The sequence below is a fragment of the Parvularcula bermudensis HTCC2503 genome, assembly GCF_000152825.2.
GTDB classification, from domain to species: Bacteria; Pseudomonadota; Alphaproteobacteria; order Caulobacterales; family Parvularculaceae; genus Parvularcula; species Parvularcula bermudensis.
The window spans coordinates 1,283,093-1,302,022 of record NC_014414.1 but is presented as its reverse complement, the minus strand read 5'-3'; the positions used below and the strand labels follow the sequence as shown (position 1 = coordinate 1,302,022).

The window sequence follows — 18,930 nt, the reverse complement described above, 5'->3', positions numbered from 1 at the left end:
CATGTCTAGATCGGCGGGTAGCTTGGCGACGCTATCGGCCAAAGCTGTCCGTCTCCTTCGCCCCTCTCATAGACCGAATAGCCCCGCGCGAGAAAGGCTTCCTTATGTCTCTCGACACTCTGTTCGGCCTCGCCAATGCCTTTGTGCTGGTGGGCTGGATCGCCCTCCTCCTCCGCCCCGGATGGGGGGTCACGCAGCGCCTGGCGGGGGTCATCATTCCCGGCCTTTTGGCGATGGCCTATGTCCTGCTGCTCACAAGTGTGGTGCAGTCGGGCCTCCCCGAGGAGGCGGGCTTTTCAAGCCTTGCGGCCGTCGAGGCCCTATTTGGGCAAGCGCAGGGTGCAGGCGCCCTCGCGGCATGGCTGCACTATCTGGCTTTCGATCTGTTCGTCGGCGCATGGGAGGGGCGGGATTCCCGGGCGATCGGTCTGCCCCGCTGGCTGCTCGTGCCAAGTCTCTTGCTCACCTTTATGGCAGGTCCCCTGGGCCTCCTTGTCTATCTCATTGGCCGGACCCTGTGGAGCCGTGGGGTCCCCCGTCCATGACGAAGGCCGCCGGCCCCTCTCTCACCCCATCGGCGCTCCTGCCCAAGGCATTCTCGCTTGCCTGGCCGGCGAGCCTTGCGGCCATGATCACGCCGCTTCTTGGGTTGATTGATTCGGCGGTACTGGCCCGGGCGGCGGGTCCTGCGGAAATTGCCGGGGTCGCGCTTGCTAGCGCGGTGATATCACTCTTCTATTGGCCCCTTGGCTTTTTACGCATGAGCCTCGCGGGGTTGGCGGCGCGCAGTCATGGCGATGACGATGAGGCGGGGCTGAAACGCCATTTGATTCAAGGCGTGCTGCTCGGCGCTGTCCTTGGCGGGGTATTCCTTCTCATCAGGCCGCTACTCGCCGCCTTCGCCCCGGGCCTTCTCGCCGATGACGCCATCTCTCCCCAGGCGACCGCCGCCGCCGTGGACTATCTCGGGATCCGTCTGATCGCCGCCCCCGCGGCGATTGCCAGCTACGCCGCCATTGGCTGGCTCACCGGCCAGGGACGAACCGGCCTGATGATGGCGGTGACCGTGGCCATGACCGTCCTCAATGCCGTGCTCGACATCCTCTTCGTCTTGGTTCTCGATTGGGGAATAACGGGGATCGCCGTCGGAACGGCTCTGGCCGAAACCATCGGCGCCCTCCTATTCGGCGGCGCCGTTCTCCTCACCCTGGCCCAGCGCGGCGCCTCGCTTTCCCACTGGCCCTGGAGAGCGCCCCTTGAAGGCATCGATCGATTTCTTGCCCTCAACGGCAATCTCTTCCTGAGGACCCTCATCCTGGCGTCATCCTTCGTTTATTTTGTGAGGGCGGGCTCGGCGTTCGGGGACACAGTCCTCGCCGCAAACCAAATCCTCATGCAGATCGTGCTGACCGCGGGATTGTTGCTGGACGGCCCCGCGATTGCCGCAGAAAGCCTGATCGGCACTGCCCTCGGTCGCCGCGGCGGCGCTGAGGCATTCGGGGTGGCCGTCAATGCCACGCTCCGCCTCACGCTGATGGCCAGCCTTGGCCTTGTCGTCCTCCTGCTTGTCGGCGAACAGCTCCTCCTCGATCTGACCCTTCCCTCGGGACGCGCCGAGCCGGTGAGACACGCGGCCGCAGCCTATTATGGATGGGTCGCTTTCAGCCCGATATGGCTGGCGCCCGCCTTTTATTTGGATGGCCTTTATGTCGGGGCATCACGCGGACGGGAATTGCGGGATTCCGTCCTCTTCGCCGTCTTTCTCTACGTTATCGGGATCATGCTGCTCCGCCCTTTCGCGGGCAATCACGGCCTGTGGATGGCCTTTAGTGTGTTCCTTTTGGCGCGGGCCGGGGGGCTTCTTTACTTCTGGCCGCGCCTGGTCAGAGAGGAGACCGGCGGAACCATCGATCGCCCCTTTGCACTATTATGGTGGAGATGATTTTGGAGCAGAGGATGACTGATCGCACCGACCCGCAGGAAATCGAGGACCGCAACCATCAGCGAGGTGAAACTGAACCGGGCTTTCGCAAGACCGCGGATGTGCCAGGCCCCACCCCTGATCGGGGTATTCTGCGAGAGGACACTGAGCTGGTTACGACGCCAGAAGATGGCCGGGCCCCCAATTGGCCTGAGACGTATGAGGCGGACAAAGGGCCCATGTCGACTGAGCCGGACGGCGACGACGCCCATCCAAAGGGGCGCCTTGCGCATCCCGAAGAGCTTGAGGAGGGCTACACTGTCGACGATGGCGCCCTCAATAAACAGGGCGCCGACTAACGCCCATCTTCGCCCATACGATGGCGTGGCCGTGGCCGGTGGCGTTCTGCCCCCTCGGTCGCTAAATAGCCGCCATGGCACGTCATCTATCGCTGTTGGCCAATCCCGCCGTTTTTATGCGGGTGACGAAACCGATTGTCCCCATAGCCTGGGCGCTGGGGGTCATTGGCATTGGCATCGGCACGATGATGGCCTTTTTCTTCTCGCCTCCTGACCACCGACAGGGGGAGGCGGTGCGGATGATGTATGTCCATGTCCCCGCAGCGTGGCTGGCCCTCCAGACCTATGCGCTCATGGCGGTGGCCAGCTTTGTCGGCTATGTCTGGCGCCATCGCATCGCCGATATTGCCGCCCGGGTGGCGGCCCCTATCGGCTTGGCTTTCACGGCACTGGCGCTGGTCACCGGGGCCCTTTGGGGAAAGGTGACCTGGGGGGTCTATTGGGACTGGGATCCCCGTCTGACATCGATGTTGATCCTCCTATTCCTTTATGCGGGATATATCGCCATCTGGATGGCGTTTGAGGATCCGGTCCAAGCGGCGCGCATGGCGGCGCTGGTCGCCATGTTGGGCGCCATCAATCTGCCGATTATCAAATTCTCCGTCGACTGGTGGGACAGCCTGCACCAGAAAGCGGCCGTCATTCGCGAAGGGGGTCCCTCAATGCCTGCCTCAATGCTGTGGCCCCTCCTCTCCATGACGCTTGGATATGCGGCAATCAGCGCCGCCTATACCCTTCTCCGCACAAGGACGGCCATTCGCCGTCAGCGGCAGCGCGAGGCGCCCGCGCGGCGTCCGGCCACCGTCCGGTTGGAGGCAGCGTCGTAATGCCGCTCTCCCTTGACCCAACCCCCTTTATCGCGGCGAGCTGGTTACTTTCCGCCCTCACCATCGGGGGGCTCTGTCTTCACGCAGTGCTTGAAGCGCAAGGGGACAAAGAATGACACGCTCTGCTCCATCCCCTTTTCGCCGACGTCAACGGCGTCTCCTGATCCTTGGTATCGTTTTACCGGCTTTCGCCGGCGCCACGGCTCTGGCCCTCACCGCGCTTTCTCGTACGCAAGTCTATTTCTATGGCCCCTCCGCCCTTCCCAGCCCGCAAATGCTCGGTGATCGAGAAGTTCGCCTTGGCGGGCTTGTCGAGAAAGGGTCTCTTTCACGGGGCGAAGGGACCACCGTGTCTTTCACCGTCAGCGACGGCGTCGCGGCCGTCCCGGTAGAGTTCGATGGATCCCTTCCCGCCCTCGTCGCCGAAGGCGATGGGGTGATCGCTCAGGGGACCCTCAATGATCAGGGTATCTTCATCGCCGAGACGGTGTTGGCCCGCCACGATGAAAATTATATGGCCCCTGAAGTGGCCGACGCCCTGAAAGCCACTGGCGAATACGAAAAATATATCGAAAGCCGCCGACAATAAGGGGGGTCGCGCGCTGCCAGGTGCGATCCGTCAGCGGGGGGAGGAAAGTAATGCCCGTATGACGACAACTGCTTCGACGGCCTCCTTTTCGCGTCGCTTCTGGCCTCTCTTCGGGGCCCAAACCTTTGGCGCGTTTGCCGATAACACCCTGCGACAGGCGACCATTATCGCCGTCTATAGCGCTGCCCTGGCCGGGGCGGACGCCGAAGCTTTTCTCCTCCCTGGTGGGCTTGGCATTTACGCAGGCGGTGTTGTCTCCGTCATGTTCACCTTGCCGGTCTTTTTGTTCTCCCCTTTATCGGGCCAACTCGCCGACATCGTCCCTCGTCATCAATTGGTCCGTTTGCTGAAGGGGATTGAGCTGATCCTGATGGCCATGGCCGCTCTTGCCTTTGCGCTTGGCAATGGGCTGTTCCTGATTTCTTGCCTCTTCCTGATGGGAAGCCAGTCGGCCTTTTTCAGTCCTGTTCGGAATGCTTTGATGCCGGACTATTATCCCGGCCGGGCCCTGCACCGCGCGAACGGTTATTATAATGCTGCGCTGTTTGTGGCGATCATCGCCGGGATCGGCATTGGCGGATATTTCGTTGGGCAGGACGGGGGCCGAACCATTGTTTCTTGTATTCTCGTCGCCGCCGCCTTGAGCGGACTCCTTCTCGCGCTGTTCTGTCCAAAGGTTCCGGCGCCGGCGAACCGAAAAATTGATTTTAACATCCCTATCGTGGCCATTCGTCTTTTTGCGGAGGTAAGACGCCTCGATGGGGTTCTTTTCCCGATGATCGGCGTTGGTTGGTATTGGCTGGTCGGTGCCATGACCCTCGCCTTCCTCCCCAATTTCGTCAACGATACGCTGGGCGGTGATGAGGCGGCGATCACAACAACGCTGGTCGTCTCTCTCATCGGGGCCGGTTTTGGCTCTATCGCGGCGGGGGTCATCTCGGGCCGCATGACGCGCCCCTTCCTTCTCTCAGCGGCGGGGCTTCTCATTACGATTATATGCTCACTGATGATTTGGATCGTCACAGCCGATTTTGACATGCCGCCGGAGGGTCTTCTCTCCCCGTCCAATTCCGTGTTGCTGTTGGCCTTGATCTTTTTCTCCGTCGGCAACGCCTTTTTCATGATCCCGCTCCTCGCGGCGGTGCAGTCCCGCGCCCCGGACGGACGGCGAGCAAAGATCATGGGGGCGGCGAATATGACCTATGGCGCTTTTTCGACCCTCGGCGGGGTGATGGTCATCCCGATTCTCGCCGCTGGGATCGATGCCCGGGACCTGTTCCTCGTCCTGATCATCGCCCAGGCGATTGTTCTCGGAATCATGGTGTTCCTCGGACGACGCTTACCCGCCGGCGAGCGCCCCCCCTTCAGCGGTGAGGTCATCACGCCGCATTTCGAAGATGGCGCCTAAGGCCGCCGGTCGATAACGAGACGGTCTCGATTTGGGCAGGGGGATAAGGCCCCGATTAGAGCCGTTCGGCGCGCCCCCCTTGGGTCCAGTAGGATCCGCAAGGAATGCGGCGCTTGTCGCACCGATGGGCGTACTTCTTGGCGATTTCCGTCACCTCTTCCATCAACCCCTCATCGAGGGTGGTGGGGTTAAGGCCCAATTCACGGAACTGCTTATTTTCGACCCGCAATTCGTTTTCCGGCGCCTCGTTGCGCGGATTTTTGACCTGGTCGATGTCGACACCCGTCTTGTCACTGATCATTTGCGCCAGATCGCGCACGCGACGGGTTTCCGTCATTTGGTTCAAAATTTTGACCCGGTCCCCACGCTGAGGGGGGTTGGAGATGGCGAGTTCGACACATTTGACCGTGTCTTGAATATGGATAAACGCGCGCGTCTGCCCCCCAGTGCCATGGACCGTGAGCGGATAACCGATCGCCGCCTGCATCAAGAAGCGATTGAGAACCGTGCCGTAATCGCCGTCATAATCGAAGCGATTGATCAATTCCTCGTCCCTACGGGTTTCTGCGGTCTGCGTGCCCCACACGATCCCCTGATGAAGATCCGTGATCCGGAGTTTGTCGTTCTTGGCGTAGTAGTAGAAGAACAACGCATCCTGGGTTTTCGTCATATGGTAGATTGACCCCGGATCAGCCGGATAAAGAATATCCTGCTCGACCTCGCCGTTTTCACCGGCGTCGATTTTCACCTTGAGATACCCTTCGGGGATCGTCATGCCGGCGGTTCCGTAGCCGTAAACCCCCATCGTCCCCAAATGAACGATGTGAATATCGCGACCGGTCTCAACGACGGCCGCCAGCAAATTATGGGTCGCCCCTAAATTATTACCGACGGTATAGCGCTTATGGGCTGCGGTCTTCATCGAGTAGGGGGCGGCCCGCTGCTCGGCGAAATGGACGATGGCATCGGGGGCGTAGCGCTCGATCGTCTGATAGAGACCCGCATAATCATTCGCGACATCGAGTATAGCGGACTCTAGCCGGTGGTTGGACACACGCTCCCAAGCGGCAATACGGTCGCTGAAGGAGGCGATCGGCGTTAGGGAATCGACTTCGAGTTCGACATCAATTTTCCGACGGGACAGATTGTCGACCACCATTACGTCATGGCCTTGGGCCGAAAGATGCAGTGCCGTCGGCCAACCGCAAAATCCGTCCCCACCGAGAACCATTACCTTCATTGACTTAAATCCTATCACTCTACCCGTCGTGCGACTCTAATTTGTCGACCCTGGCCACAGAAGCCAAGCTCTAAAGGGCCGACTATCTTGTCTTTTCAAGCTTGAAGTCCTGCGGTTGCCGGATTTGCCGAGAGAAGTCTCCCCATAATCGGCGTTTTTCTTTTCAGCGGGATAAAACAGTCACGGTTTGGCGGGTACCCCTGGGGGCGTCGAGGTCCTTTTTGGTCTTCCCTTTGCTGCGATCCTCCGCCAGTTTCGGCAATATGAGCACGCTTCCCAGTACCGCCCGCCTCGACGATCTCATCCGCCTGTCGCTTGCCGCGGGGGACGTCATCATGGAGGTGCGCAGCCGCGCCTTCGAGGTTCAGGAAAAGGCCGACGGCTCTGCCGTCACCGCCGCTGACCAAGCGGCGGAGGAGGTCATTACCGCAGGTCTTAATGCGCTCGACAACTCGATCCCGATCATCGCCGAAGAGGCGGCAAGTGAGGGGAAGATCCCCGAGGCCGGGTCGCGCTTCTTTCTCGTCGACCCCCTCGATGGGACCAAGGAATTCATCAATAAACGGGACGAATTCACCGTCAATATCGCGCTGGTGGTTGACGGCCTCCCCGTGATGGGCGTGGTCTTCGCCCCCGCCAAGGGCATTTTGTGGGCCGGCGATCCCGACGGGGCGATCCGTCAAAAGGCCAGCGGGAGCCCGTTCGCCCTGGTTGGGGAGCCTGAGCCCATCCGGGCGCGGGATGTTCCCGCCGATGGTCGAATCGCGATCGCCAGTCGTAGTCACCGCAGCCCCGAAACCGACGAAGCGCTCCAAAAGCTGAAGACCGGCGATATCAGATCCGCAGGATCGTCGCTGAAATTCTGCGTCATCGCAGAGGGAGAAGCGGACGTCTATCCGCGGCTGGGCCGGACCATGGAATGGGATACCGCCGCAGGCCATGCGGTGTTGAAAGCGGCGGGCGGCCGGGTTCACGTCTTTGCAAATGGCGAAGAGCAGGGGCCCCTCACCTATGGCAAAGTCGAACGGGACTACGACAACCCCCACTTCATCGCCTGGGGCGCCTGACGTCGACGGCACCGCCCTGCGGGACGACGCCGCCTCGATCAAGCAGGCCATCCGAGCCGAGGCCCACACCTTAGGGTTCGAGGCGTGCCGCTTTACCGCGCCGACCCTTCCGCCCCAAATGGGGGAGGGTCTGACTGCAATGGTCGAGGCAGGATATCATGGCGAGATGGACTGGCTGGCGGATCGGCAAGAGCAACGCAGCGCCCCTCGCCGATTATGGCCGGAAGTCCGTTCGGTCATCGTCCTCGGCGTCAATTACGGACCGAGCGATGATCCCCTGGCGCGCCTCGACCAGCGCTCCCTCGGAAATATCTCCGTCTACGCCCAAAACGACGATTACCACGACCTGATTAAAAAGCGGCTCAAGCGTCTGGGGCGGTGGATCGGCCAGACCTACGACACCGATCTGAAGGTTTTTGTGGACACAGCCCCGGTCGCCGAAAAGCCCCTGGCCGCGCAGGCCGGCTTGGGCTGGCAGGGAAAACATACCAATCTCGTCAGCCGGTCATATGGATCGTGGCTCTTTCTCGGGGTCATCTATCTTGCGATCGAGCTTCCCCCCGATTCGGCTGAGACCGATCACTGCGGTCAGTGTCGCCAATGCCTCGATATTTGTCCGACCGATGCCTTTCCCGCGCCCTATCAGCTCGATGCGCGCCGCTGTATCAGCTATCTGACGATTGAGCATAAGGGGACCATCCCTATGCCGCTCCGTTCCGCCATGGGTAATCGCATCTATGGGTGTGATGATTGTCTGGCCGTTTGTCCCTGGAATAAATTCGCAAAGGCGACGGAAGAGCCTGCGTTCCTGCCGCGGGCGGCTCTCCGCGCGCCCCAGCTTGCCGACCTTTCCGCTCTTGACGATGCGGGTTTTCGCGCCCTTTTCCGAAAATCGCCGGTCAAACGAATCGGGCGAGACCGCTTCGTCCGTAATGTGATGATTGCGATTGGGAACAGTGGCAACGCCGCCTTGCGATCGGCCCTTCGGCCCCGGCTCGCAGACCCCTCTCCCCCAGTGCGGGCCATGGCGGTCTGGGCGTGGCGACAGCTCGACGGCGACGACACCGTGCTGAGGACGGCAATGGCCCATGAGCAAGATCCCGAGGTCCTGGCCGAGATCGATAGCACGACAGTCTGAGGAGGGAGGCCCATGTTCTTTTTTTACGGTCTGCTGCAACCGGGCTTTTCCAATGCGGCAAGCCGTCTAGTCGCCCGAAAGCTCACCCCTCTCGGCGCTGCAATGACGAAGGGGACACTCTTTGCCATTGAGGGGCCGAGCGGTGCATACCCCGCCCTCATTCCAGGGGCGACGGGGACAGTTCACGGGTCACTCTATGCCAAGGGGCCCCAGTGGGAGGACAGCGACCTCGCCCGCCTCGACAAATTCGAGAATGTGGTGCCCTCTCGCCCCGGCCAATCCGAATATCGTCGGGCCGTGATCGACCTGATCGGCCCCGATGGCGATGCCCTGACGGCGACGGCTTACATCTATCCCGAAAGGCCCAAGGGGGCGCGAAGGATCCTCACCAGCGATTTTGCCTATTGGCTGAAGGTGAGCGGCAAGCGGGCGTGGCGCGACTGACGTCCTGGACCGTTCCAGGTCAATCGCCGTCGCAAACCGTCTTGAGGTCTTTGTTGGGCGCCTTTTCTTTACACGAACCGGCGCCCCCTTCGTTTGAAAATGCCCTCGGGCGGTTTCGGGCCTTCGAAAAAGAGCGCTCAAGGCGCTCTTTTTCATGGCGATGGATGCGGGTCGATGCCCTTGGGAGGGCGCAAGCGCCGGAAAGTGGCGGCGGGCCCGTCCTAGCGGGGGGCCAGGACCATCATCATCTGCCGCCCTTCGAGTTTTGGCATCGCCTCGACCTTTGTCGTGCCCTCGAAATCCTCTCGGACGCGATTGAGAAGCTCCATGCCCCGTTCCTGGTGGGCCATCTCGCGCCCCCGGAACCGCAAGGTGACTTTCACTTTGTCACCCTCGTCGAAGAAGCGCCGCATGGCCTTCGTCTTCACTTCGTAATCGTGCTTATCGATATTCGGCCGCATCTTGATCTCTTTGATCTCGACGACTTTTTGCTTTTTCTTCGCCTCGGCCTTTTTCTTCTGCTGCTGGTACTTGAACTTCCCATAGTCCATGAGCTTGCAGACCGGTGTGTCGTTTCCTGACGCCACCTCAACGAGGTCAAGCTTGGCTTCCGTAGCGAGACCGAGGGCCTCCTCCAGGGGCATTGGCCCTCGTTTTTCACCCTCTTCATCGATGAGGAGAACGTTGGCGGCTCGGATCTTTTCGTTCACACGCGGCCCCGTTTGTTTAGGCGGGGTCACGTTCATGGGTCTGCGCGCGATGGTCTTTTTCCTTCTCCAGCGAAATAGTTGAGAGGCGCCGCATAGGCCAGATTGATGGCCCGGACGCCACCCCTCACATCATAAAATAACTGTTGACGAGAGAGGTTTCAATTCCGCGAACGCGAAAGGTCGCCCGGAAATAGGCCCTCAACGGCCCCCGCTGGCCAGTTGGGGGATGGATTTTTCGATCAGCCCCATATTTCGAAGCATGGTAATGACCGTATCCGACCGTATCTGATCGAGATGATCGGCGGTGACCTTGACGACATTGCGACCGAACAGTCCATCGTCGTCGCCGGTCTCCTGCGTGCTCATCACAACGACGCCGGGGACGCCCACGGCAAGGCAGAGATGCAGCGTGTCGGACAATTCGCCGACAAAGAACGCACATTCATTGGCCAGCATCGTCATTTGGGCCAGGTCGGCCTTGCCCGTAAGGTCGATGACCGCGGGGGCGGCGGTAACCGTCCGGCCCTTTTCCGCCGCCTTGTCGGCGATGGCCGCCGCCAAGGGGGCAAGATGCTCTCCCCCCAGAACGACGCTTGACAGCCCCTCTTCCCGCAAGGCCTTGGCGATATCGGCATAGGCGTCGGCGGACCAGTGCTTCGCCGGCGACTCGGACGGCAAAATAAGGGCGAAAGGCCCGCTGATGCCGAACCATTCGGGCCGCATGGTGGCGGCATCCTTACGGCCGTTGAGGGCCCAGCGCAGGTCAGGCAGGCGATCGTCCACCTCAAGATCGGCATCGGCCAGCAGCTTTCGCATCACGCCGCCGGCGACCCCCCCGGCCTCACGCGACATCGCCCGCAGGATCGGCCGGCGGGGGCCAACCCATTTCGGGCCGCGCCGCGACGCCAAAAGGCCCTTGAGGTCCAAGGTCGCGCGGGTCCCGTCGAGGTCATAGATCTGGGCGTATCCGATGCGTTTCAGCTGCGCCGCCAGCTCCTTCTGGGCTGGCTTGTCGGCAAAGGACCCCGCCGCCAGGACCCGATCGAAATAAGGGGCCCCTTTTGACAATTGACCGAAAAGAGGACTCGTCAGCAGGTCGATCGGCGCGTCGGGATGGTTTTTCCGAATCGTACTGAAGGCAGGCTCGGCCTCGACGAACTGGCGGAGACCTTCCTGCTTGATGACCAAAATACGGGTTCCCGCCATCTGCCGAGCCATCCTGTCCCCTATAATACTGCCCTATACACCGATAAGGTCGCTGACGTCATCGCTTCGATCGAGAATTCCCTCAAAATCCGGCGGCGGGCCACCGCCCCCATGGCCTCTCGATCGGCAGGGGGGCGTTGCAGCATTTGCGCCAACGCCGCGCTTAACGCGTCGGGTGCAGACGGGGGCACAAGGGTGCCGCCATGGGCCGGGTCGACGGTTTCAAGGCTGCCGCCATGGGCCGTGGCGATCACCGGGCAGCCCATCGCCTGTGCCTCGACGGCGACGCGGCCAAAAGCTTCGGGCCGACGAGAGGCCGAAAGGGTCACATCGGCCCAATCATAGGCGGCGGGCATGTCGTCCCAATGGCCATGGATATGCACGATATCGCTGATCCCGAGGTCGGAAATCCTGCGCTCAAGGCTGTCCTCATAGGCGTCCCGCCCCTGGGCACTGCCGATCAGCACAACCCGGAGAGGGGGTTCCCCATCGGGGCGTAACTGCGCCACGGCCTCGACCACATCCTCCTGCCCCTTCCACGATGTCAGCCGCCCCGGCATCAGCACCCGAAACGCCCCCTCTCCCCCAAAGGCCGCCAATGCCGCGGCGCGTTGCGCGGCGGTGACCTGGTCGGGGTCGAAGAGGGAGAGATCCGCCCCCCTGGGGATGGTGACAAAGCGCGCCGCGGGGGGAAACCAGGGCTTCGCCCCATAAAGGCGCGCGACCGCCGCCGCGGTATAGGCGGAATTGGCAATGACAGCATCGCCACGGGCCATCACGGAATTGTAGAGACGCTTCGGCGCCGTCCGCCCGGAATAAATGCCGTGATAGGTGGTGACAAAGGGGATCTTCGCCCCGCGCGCCGCCATCAAGGCCGACCAGGCCGGGGCGCGGGACCGCGCATGAATGAGATCGACCCCCTCCGCCGCAATCAACCGGCGCAAGGCCGTCCCGTTGCTCGCCAGGAGCAATGGGTTCTTGCTGGCCACCGGAAGGGAGACATGCTCGGTGCCCTCGGCGACAAGGCTCTCGACCAGGGGGCCCCCCTCAGAAACCACAAGCGACCGGGCCCCAGCCGTAATCAGCGCCCGCCCCACCTCAAGCGTGGTCCGCTCGGCCCCGCCGGTCTCCAGCGTCGGGATGACCTGAAGCACAGTGACTCCACGAAGATCGGGCATTCCGTGAGGATCAGACCCTCCTTGAAGGGCGGCGGCCGGGGGCGTGGGATTGTCTCGCATCGGACTTGCGGTAGACACCCAAGAGATGGACGACAAGATCACCGATGCGCCCGCCTTTTTCGACGGTCCCCATGGGCCCCTCGCCTATCGGCGGCGACAGCCCCGAGGGGCGCCCACAGGCCCCGGCCTTGTGTGGCTGCCCGGCTATGGCTCGGACATGCTGGGCGGCAAAGCGACGGCTATGGCACACTTCGCGGCCGACCGGGGGCGCGACTCGCTGCGCTTTGATTACTCTGGATGCGGCGAAAGCCCTGGCGATTTCGAGGCAGGCGCCGTTGGACGATGGACCGAGGATGCGGCGGCGGCCATCGCGGCCCTGACCCGGGGGCCGCAAATCCTTGTGGGCTCCTCCATGGGGGCGTGGATCGCCCTCCTCCTCCTGCGGGGGCGGCGGGTGCCGATTGCCGGTCTGGTGCTGATCGCGCCGGCGCCGGATTTCGCCACCGAGCTGACGCCGACGCAATGGAGCGAGGAGGATTGGGCCCGCCTTCAGCGCGAAGGCCGGCTCGAAATCCCGGGCGATGAGGGCTTTGTGATGATCTATACGCGGTATTTATTCGAGGATGGGGCCCAGCACCGGGTGCTCAACGCCCCCCTCCAAGCAGGGTGTCCCGTGCGCATCCTCTCAGGTCTCGCCGACGATGTGGTGCCCCCGGGGCATGTCCTCCGTCTCGCGGACCATCTGGAGGCGGAGGACATGATCGTGCGGTTTATCAAAGGCGGCGACCATCGCCTGTCGCGCGACAGCGATATCGCCACGCTGCTGACCGCGATGGCTGAGATTGCGTCATGAACCAGCCCCCATTGTCCGCCCCCGACGCGACCTCAGCGGACGCCTCGGCCCTCGCCAGGGCCCGGGGCCGCGCCCCCCTCACGGATATCTGGTATTTTGCCGGGCTGTCCTCTCATTTTAGCGCAAAACAGCCGCAGCGGATGGTCCTGATGGGCCGTCCTATCGTCTTCGCCCGCGACCCCGGCGGCGCCTTGTTCGCGCTGGCGGATCGATGCGCCCACCGCGCCGCGCCGCTCTCTGGGGGCCGAATTGTCGACGAGGACGGCACGGCCTGTCTCGAATGTCCCTATCACGGGTGGCGCTTTGCCCTCAGCAGCGGACAATGCCGCAAGGTTCCCGCCCTCAGCGCCGAGGACCCCGCCCGCGCGGACGGAATCAAGGTCGCGGATTATCCCATCCACGAAGAAAGGGGGCTTGTATGGATATTCATCCCGGCGGGCCGTCACAGCGGCGACGCCCTACCGCCCCCGCCGGCCCTGCCCCCCGGCGTTCCGGGAGCCCGGCCGAAAATGGTCATCACCGCCCAAGCCGAAGGCCCCTATGATGAGGCGGTGATCGGGTTGGTCGACCCTGCCCATACCCCATTCGTCCACCGCCAATGGTTTTGGCGCGACCCCGGTGAGGCGGCTGAAAAGATCAAAGACTACGAGCCGACAGCCATGGGGTTTCGAATGAAACCGCACCGTCCTTCACGCAATGGACGGGCCTATCGTTTGATCGGCGGGGCGGCCACCACGGAAATCGAGTTCCGCTTACCGGGATTGCGGTTCGAGCTGATCAAGAACGACCGCTACACCATTCTCGGATTAACGGCGATCACGCCGCTTGAGCATGAGACCGCGGTGATTACCCAGATGTTCTTCTGGGACATGCCGCTGCTCAGCCTTCTTAAGCCGTTGACCCTCCCCCTGGCTCGCCGGTTCCTGTCACAGGATGGACGGATCCTCCGCCTTCAAAATGACAATCTGCAGCGCCAGGATGTCCCGATGCTCTATCTTGGAGAGCCGGATCGGTTGGCGCAGTGGTATCTCAAGCTCAAACGGGCCTATGCCGAAAAGGACCAGGGGGAGGCGTTCATCAACCCTCTCGAACCGGCGGTTCTCAGATGGCGAACCTGATACGCCCCCTCCCTTGCCTATCGGACCCACGACCATGATCTCTGCTCCCGCCTTTTTCGGTCTTCTCGCCTTTCTTTTTACTGGAGCCCAGTCCGCAGAGGGGGCCTTGGCAGCCGGTGAGGCCCCCCCTGTCCGCCCCACTGTCAGCACGGTGGAGGTGGTAGCCGTTCATCCCCACGGCCGGAGGGATTTCACCCAAGGGCTCTTCTTCGCCGATGGGGTCCTTTACGAGAGTACCGGACGGGTTGGTCAGTCGGCGCTGATCCGCCACGGCCTTGGAGAGGTTGAGGCGAAGCGTCACCCCTTGCCGGAGACCGTGTTCGGCGAAGGGTCGACGGCGGTCGGCGACCATATCGTCTCCCTGACCTGGCGCAGCGGCATCGGCTTTGTCCATGATAGAGAGAGTTTCGATCTGAAATCCCGCTTCCCCATCGACGGCGAAGGCTGGGGGCTGACCTATGACGGCGATCGTCTGATCCTGTCGGATGGGTCGGATAGGCTCCGCTTCCTCGATCCCACCACCTTTGCCCCGATCGGCAGTTTGGCCGTTACCCTCAATGGCCGGCCATTGACGCGCCTTAACGAGCTCGAATGGGTCGAGGGGGAAATCTGGGCCAATATATGGCTCACCGACTTCATCGCCCGCATAGACCCGGCCACCGGGATCGCGACGGGACTTGTCGACCTCCGGGGCCTCGAACCGGACCGCCGCGACCCGAATGACGATGTCCTGAATGGAATTGCCTATGACGAAGAGAATGGGCGTCTGATGGTGACCGGCAAGAATTGGGCTCACCTCTATGAGATCAAAGTGCTCCCCAGCGACTAAGGCGCCGAGAAGGCCGCCTCCGAGAGATGGGGGGAAATAGAACATTGCGCGAACATGCAAAGCATGTCAGACTAGAGTGATGGATCTGATGTCGTCTTTCTGGTTTCCCCTCGCCCTCCTCCTTGCCGCCATCGGCATTGCGGCGGCCGTCTATTTCCGGCTCTCCGTGCGGCGGGGCCTTCGCGAGCGCGACGCCCTGCGGCAGGCCTATGACCGCTGCAGTCGAGAGCGCGATGAGTTGCTGTCGGCACGCGATGACCGGGATCGGGAGCGGTCGCGCCGGGAGGAGGCGGAGCGGCGCGAGGCGGTGCTTCAAGCCCGACTGGAAGAGCGAGAGCGACAATTCCAGCAGGAGCGCGACGGGTTTGAGGATCGGTTTCGATCCCTCTCCCAACGTCTGCTCCGTGAAGCGAGCGATGGTCTCCTGCGCGAAGCCAAAGCCAATTTCGATCAACAGCAGCTACGCGCCAAAGCCGAGGCAGAGGGATATGCGCGCTCGGTCGGTGACCTTCTCAAGCCCATGCGAGAAACCTTGTCGCGCTACGAACAGGGGTTGAAGGAATTGCGCGAGGACCAGGTCAAGGCGCGCGGGCATTTGTCCGGAGAAATTCAGTCCCTCGCCGCACAGACAAGCGCCGTTCAGGCCGAGGCACGAACCCTCTCCGCCGCCCTCAAGGCCGGCCCTAAAACACGCGGACGATGGGGAGAGACCACCTTGCGCAATGTCGTGGAGATGACAGGTATGTCCCCCTATTGCGATTTCGACGAGCAATTCGGCGTCGTCGATGAGGATGGGCGCCGCAAACAGCCCGACATGGTCGTCCGGCTCCCCGGAGAGAGGATGGTGGCCATCGATTCAAAAGCGCCCATGGCCGAATGGTTTACGGCGGTGGAAAGCGGCGGCGACGAAGACCGCCGAGACGCGGCGCACGCCGCCCATGCCAAAGCACTCTGGACCCATGTGCAACAATTGGCAGGCAAGGATTACGCCGCAGCCCTCAAAAAGGATGACGCCCTCGATTTCGTGATCCTTTTCGTGCCAGCGGAAAGCTTCTTCACGGCCGCCATCGGGGCCCGTCCCAGCCTTTTCCAAGAGGCGGTGGAGAAAAATATTGTGATTGCGACCCCCGCGACGCTGGTGGCCATTTTGAAATCGATCGCCCAATCCTGGCGCCAGCAAAAAGCCGGGGACAATGCGCGGGAGGTCGCCGCCTTGGCGCGGGACCTTTATGACTCCCTGCGCGGAACCAGCACCTATCTCCTTCAACTGGGGAAAAGCGTCGCGCAGACCGTGAAGCATTATGATAGTTTGGTGGGGAATATGGAGAGCCGTGTCCTGCCGCGAGCGCGGCGCTTCGCCGACTACGAAATGCCGGGCACGGACAAAGCTATCGAGGGGGTTCCCTCCCTCGATCTTCAGCCGCGGATTGCCAAATCGGAGAGTGACGAGCCGGGGTCGCCACAACGCGGGCGCCTATCATGATCGTCTCTCCAGATGGCAAGGTGACGTTATGGCCATCATGGGTAGGATGACGCCATGACCTCCGCCTCCCCCTTTCGGGAATTGGCGCGCGCCCATCGCCGCCTGACCTTTGAGCGCCTCTATGCGGCGCTTGTCCCGCCCTTCGCGATCCTCGCCGCTTTCATGGGCCTTGCGCTTTACGGCGTTTGGGAGGTCGTTCCCTGGTGGGCGCACGGCGCCGCCCTCGCAGCGACCCTCACCGCGATCCTGTGGCAATGGGCTCGATTACGGTCCCTTATGCGCCTGCCCTCCTGGGAGGCCGCTTCGCGCCGCCTCGAAGAAGACAGCGGCATGCCCCGAGGAACGGTTGCCGATCTCCTCGACGAACCTCTCGGCGGCGGCGACCAAGCAAGCCAGGCACTCTGGTCCGCCCATCTTGCGCGATTGACGGCGAAAGTCGCTGCGGCGAGAGCGGGCGGCCCGAAAGCGATCATTGACCGTACCGATCCCTTCAATCTCCGCTTCATGGCTGCCCTGCTGCTTGCGACCGGGCTCGTGATCGCCGGGCCGGACCGCATGAACCGTCTGACAGGGGCCGTTTGGCCCGGCCAGGCCAATGACACGCCGATCGTCCTCAATAGCTGGATCACCCCCCCCGAATATACAGGTCTTCCGCCCCGTTTCCTCCTGCGTGACGACCCCTTGGCCGATGTCACACTTCCTGTGGCGGCGGTCCCCGCCGGCAGCCAATTGACGGTGAAAGCCAGTCATCTCGATGGACGGCCCGCCTCCCTCGCGGTACGCATTGCCTCCGAAGCGGGTATTCGCCGTTTGGAAACCGCTTCGGACGATGAAGAGCCCGGCACGTCCCAGCTTGTGGCCGACGCGCCCATGGCTGTTGCGTTGAAAGGGTTCGGGCGGGAGCTTATTATTCCCTTGCAGGCTCTGCCCGATCGCCCCCCCGCCATTCGCTTTAGCTCCCCCCCCGACACAGTTGGCGGACGGCGCGTGCTCCTCTCCGTCGACATCGACGATGAGTACGGCGCCGCCGCCGCCGACCTGATGCTCACCTTACGAGACGAGGACGCCGCGCTGGTGAGGGGGCGCGATGTGCCCTCTCCGGCGCCGGCGGCATCGTCCGCAACAATTCCCTTGCCGGGCTTGGTCGGACCGCCGGGTGCCCGGCGGGTGGAAATCGACCTCACCGATCATGCCTGGGCCGGATTGCCGGTCGATATGGCCGTTCGCATCACCGATGGCGCCAAGCAGACGGCGACCACCGACACCATGCCTCTGGTGCTGCCCTCGCGGCTGTTCTTCAACCCCCTGTCGCGGACCGTGGTCGAAGCGCGGCAAAGCCTGTCCCTGGCCCCGTCCCATTGGCGGCGGACCCGGCAATTATTCGCGGCCCTGACCTTTGCCCCGGAGAATTTTGCGGACGATACCAGCGAATATCTCCTGCTGCGCAGTGCCTTTCACGATCTTGACCGGAGCGAGGGTGAGCATCTCGACGAGATTGTCGAGAGTTTCTGGCCTCTAGCCCTCGCGCTCGAAGACAGCTCGATCACCAGTGCAAAGGAACGCCTCGACACGGCAAAGCAAGCACTCCGTGATGCCCTGTCGCGCGGGGCGACCCCGGATGAAATCGACCGCCTGGTAGAGGATGTGCGGGACGCGATGAATGCCTATCTCGCCGCCCTCGCCGGGTCAGAGGACAGCTTCGCCGAAGCGGAGGGCACGGCCGAGCAAGTGGCTCCGCGCGACCTCGATGATATTCTGAATGAAATTGCCGCCCTGCGCCGCCAGGGGGACAATGCCGCAGCGCAAGCCCGGCTGGCGGAGCTCGAGGCGATGCTGGAAAACATGCAATTATCTCGCAGCGGATCCGGCGCCGGAGGATCGTCGGGCGCCGCGGGACAATCCAGCGGCCAAGGTCAACAGGCGGCAGGGTCGGGCGGAGACAGCCAGGGCAAGGGGGAGCCAAGCCCCCTCGATCAAGCGGGAGATCTGATCGATCGACAACGGCGCCTCGCCGATGAGGGGTTCGCCGCCCGACGAGGCGAGCGGCCCGCCTCGGGATTGGCCACTGACCAGGACAGTCTGACCGCTGCCACCCAAGCGCTGTCCGACGCCCTTAAGGGGGGCTCTCCCCCCGCCGAGGGCAACGCCGCCGACGCGTTCGGAAAAGCCGCCCAGGCCATGCGGGGGGCCGCCGAGGCACTGCGGCGCGGGGAAGTATCCGCCAGCCAGTTCCTCCAGGAAGAAGCGATAAGGGAGTTGCGCGAAGGGGCCGATGCCCTGGCCGACGCCGCCCTCGCCGCCGCAGCCGGGCGGGAAGGCCCAAATGGGGAGCCCGGCGAGGCGTTAAGAGGACGCACCGATGGCGAGGGGCAGGGACGCGACCCCCTCGGACGGCTTCTCGGCGGATATGGCGCCACCGGCATCACCATCCCCTCTCTTGGCGATCCCGCGCAGATCAGGGCGCTCACCGATGAGCTTCGGCTTCGACTGTCCGATCCCTCCCTGCCGCAACAGGAACGGCGCTATTACGAACGTCTGCTTGAACGGTTCTGACACCCCG

General features: G+C 62.7%; 18 protein-coding genes. 14 read left to right on the top strand and 4 right to left on the bottom strand.

All coding sequences use genetic code 11. The features are described 5' to 3' along the window. Positions 1-104 precede the first annotated feature (104 nt). The 6 genes from PB2503_RS06185 to PB2503_RS06160 all read left to right on the top strand — a co-directional run bounded on the left by PB2503_RS06185 (position 105) and on the right by PB2503_RS06160 (position 5,104). Entirely contained in the window at positions 105-545 is a 441-nt protein-coding gene (locus tag PB2503_RS06185) for an ABA4-like family protein (RefSeq protein ID WP_013300377.1), read from the top strand. Beyond that, positions 542-1,942: an MATE family efflux transporter gene (locus PB2503_RS06180; protein ID WP_013300376.1), complete on the top strand. Its 1,401-nt coding sequence runs from the start codon at positions 542-544 to the stop codon at positions 1,940-1,942. Before PB2503_RS06185 ends, PB2503_RS06180 begins: the two co-directional genes overlap by 4 nt. 14 nt (positions 1,943-1,956) lie before the next feature. Further along, complete coding sequence (locus tag PB2503_RS06175; protein ID WP_148235214.1) at positions 1,957-2,280, top strand: hypothetical protein; 324 nt, start codon at positions 1,957-1,959, stop codon at positions 2,278-2,280. Positions 2,281-2,354: 74 nt separating this feature from the next. Further along, on the top strand, positions 2,355-3,107 hold the full coding sequence (locus PB2503_RS06170) for a heme ABC transporter permease (RefSeq protein ID WP_013300374.1): 753 nt from the start codon (positions 2,355-2,357) through the stop codon (positions 3,105-3,107). Between the two features lie 112 nt (positions 3,108-3,219). Further along, complete coding sequence (gene ccmE / locus PB2503_RS06165; protein WP_013300372.1) at positions 3,220-3,696, top strand: cytochrome c maturation protein CcmE; 477 nt, start codon at positions 3,220-3,222, stop codon at positions 3,694-3,696. Between the two features lie 58 nt (positions 3,697-3,754). Continuing rightward, entirely contained in the window at positions 3,755-5,104 is a 1,350-nt protein-coding gene (locus tag PB2503_RS06160) for an MFS transporter (RefSeq protein ID WP_013300371.1), read from the top strand. Positions 5,105-5,159: 55 nt separating this feature from the next. Here the strand turns inward: PB2503_RS06160 and PB2503_RS06155 are convergent, their stop codons facing one another. Next, positions 5,160-6,344, bottom strand: a complete 1,185-nt coding sequence (locus PB2503_RS06155; RefSeq protein ID WP_041534918.1) for an NAD-dependent epimerase/dehydratase family protein — start codon at positions 6,342-6,344, stop codon at positions 5,160-5,162. A 221-nt stretch (positions 6,345-6,565) separates the two neighbouring features. Here PB2503_RS06155 and cysQ point away from each other — a divergent pair, with 221 nt between their 5' ends. The 3 genes from cysQ to PB2503_RS13895 are packed head-to-tail and all read left to right on the top strand — an operon-like array spanning position 6,566 to position 8,993. Next, the gene (gene cysQ, locus PB2503_RS06150; protein ID WP_013300369.1) at positions 6,566-7,411 is read left to right on the top strand and encodes a 3'(2'),5'-bisphosphate nucleotidase CysQ; all 846 of its coding nucleotides are present in this window, start codon (positions 6,566-6,568) and stop codon (positions 7,409-7,411) included. Next, positions 7,356-8,549, top strand: a complete 1,194-nt coding sequence (gene queG, locus PB2503_RS06145) for a tRNA epoxyqueuosine(34) reductase QueG (protein ID WP_013300368.1) — start codon at positions 7,356-7,358, stop codon at positions 8,547-8,549. Before cysQ ends, queG begins: the two co-directional genes overlap by 56 nt. 12 nt (positions 8,550-8,561) lie before the next feature. Then, positions 8,562-8,993: a gamma-glutamylcyclotransferase family protein gene (locus tag PB2503_RS13895; RefSeq protein ID WP_013300367.1), complete on the top strand. Its 432-nt coding sequence runs from the start codon at positions 8,562-8,564 to the stop codon at positions 8,991-8,993. 221 nt (positions 8,994-9,214) lie between these two features. Here the strand turns inward: PB2503_RS13895 and infC are convergent, their stop codons facing one another. From infC to PB2503_RS06125, 3 genes are all read right to left on the bottom strand, one after another. After that, positions 9,215-9,739 carry a translation initiation factor IF-3 gene (gene infC, locus PB2503_RS06135; protein WP_013300366.1) on the bottom strand — a complete coding sequence of 175 codons (525 nt, stop codon included), beginning with the start codon at positions 9,737-9,739 and terminating at the stop codon, positions 9,215-9,217. 162 nt (positions 9,740-9,901) lie between these two features. Beyond that, entirely contained in the window at positions 9,902-10,921 is a 1,020-nt protein-coding gene (locus tag PB2503_RS06130; RefSeq protein ID WP_013300365.1) for a glycosyltransferase family 9 protein, read from the bottom strand. An 8-nt stretch (positions 10,922-10,929) separates the two neighbouring features. After that, positions 10,930-12,087 carry a glycosyltransferase family 4 protein gene (locus PB2503_RS06125; RefSeq protein ID WP_013300364.1) on the bottom strand — a complete coding sequence of 386 codons (1,158 nt, stop codon included), beginning with the start codon at positions 12,085-12,087 and terminating at the stop codon, positions 10,930-10,932. A 43-nt stretch (positions 12,088-12,130) separates the two neighbouring features. On the opposite strand from PB2503_RS06125, the gene PB2503_RS06120 reads away from it, so the two are divergent. The 5 genes from PB2503_RS06120 to PB2503_RS06100 all read left to right on the top strand — a co-directional run bounded on the left by PB2503_RS06120 (position 12,131) and on the right by PB2503_RS06100 (position 18,923). Beyond that, positions 12,131-12,940, top strand: coding sequence for an alpha/beta hydrolase (locus PB2503_RS06120; protein WP_049781992.1), 810 nt, complete (start codon positions 12,131-12,133; stop codon positions 12,938-12,940). Further along, entirely contained in the window at positions 12,937-14,058 is a 1,122-nt protein-coding gene (locus PB2503_RS06115) for a Rieske 2Fe-2S domain-containing protein (RefSeq protein WP_013300362.1), read from the top strand. Before PB2503_RS06120 ends, PB2503_RS06115 begins: the two co-directional genes overlap by 4 nt. Before the next feature lie 34 nt (positions 14,059-14,092). After that, entirely contained in the window at positions 14,093-14,887 is a 795-nt protein-coding gene (locus PB2503_RS06110; protein WP_013300361.1) for a glutaminyl-peptide cyclotransferase, read from the top strand. An 88-nt stretch (positions 14,888-14,975) separates the two neighbouring features. Then, positions 14,976-16,370: a DNA recombination protein RmuC gene (locus PB2503_RS06105; RefSeq protein ID WP_158305828.1), complete on the top strand. Its 1,395-nt coding sequence runs from the start codon at positions 14,976-14,978 to the stop codon at positions 16,368-16,370. Between the two features lie 54 nt (positions 16,371-16,424). Beyond that, a complete protein-coding gene (locus PB2503_RS06100) occupies positions 16,425-18,923 on the top strand; it encodes a DUF4175 domain-containing protein (protein WP_013300359.1) in 2,499 nt (832 codons plus the stop codon). The last annotated feature ends 7 nt before the right edge of the window (positions 18,924-18,930 follow it).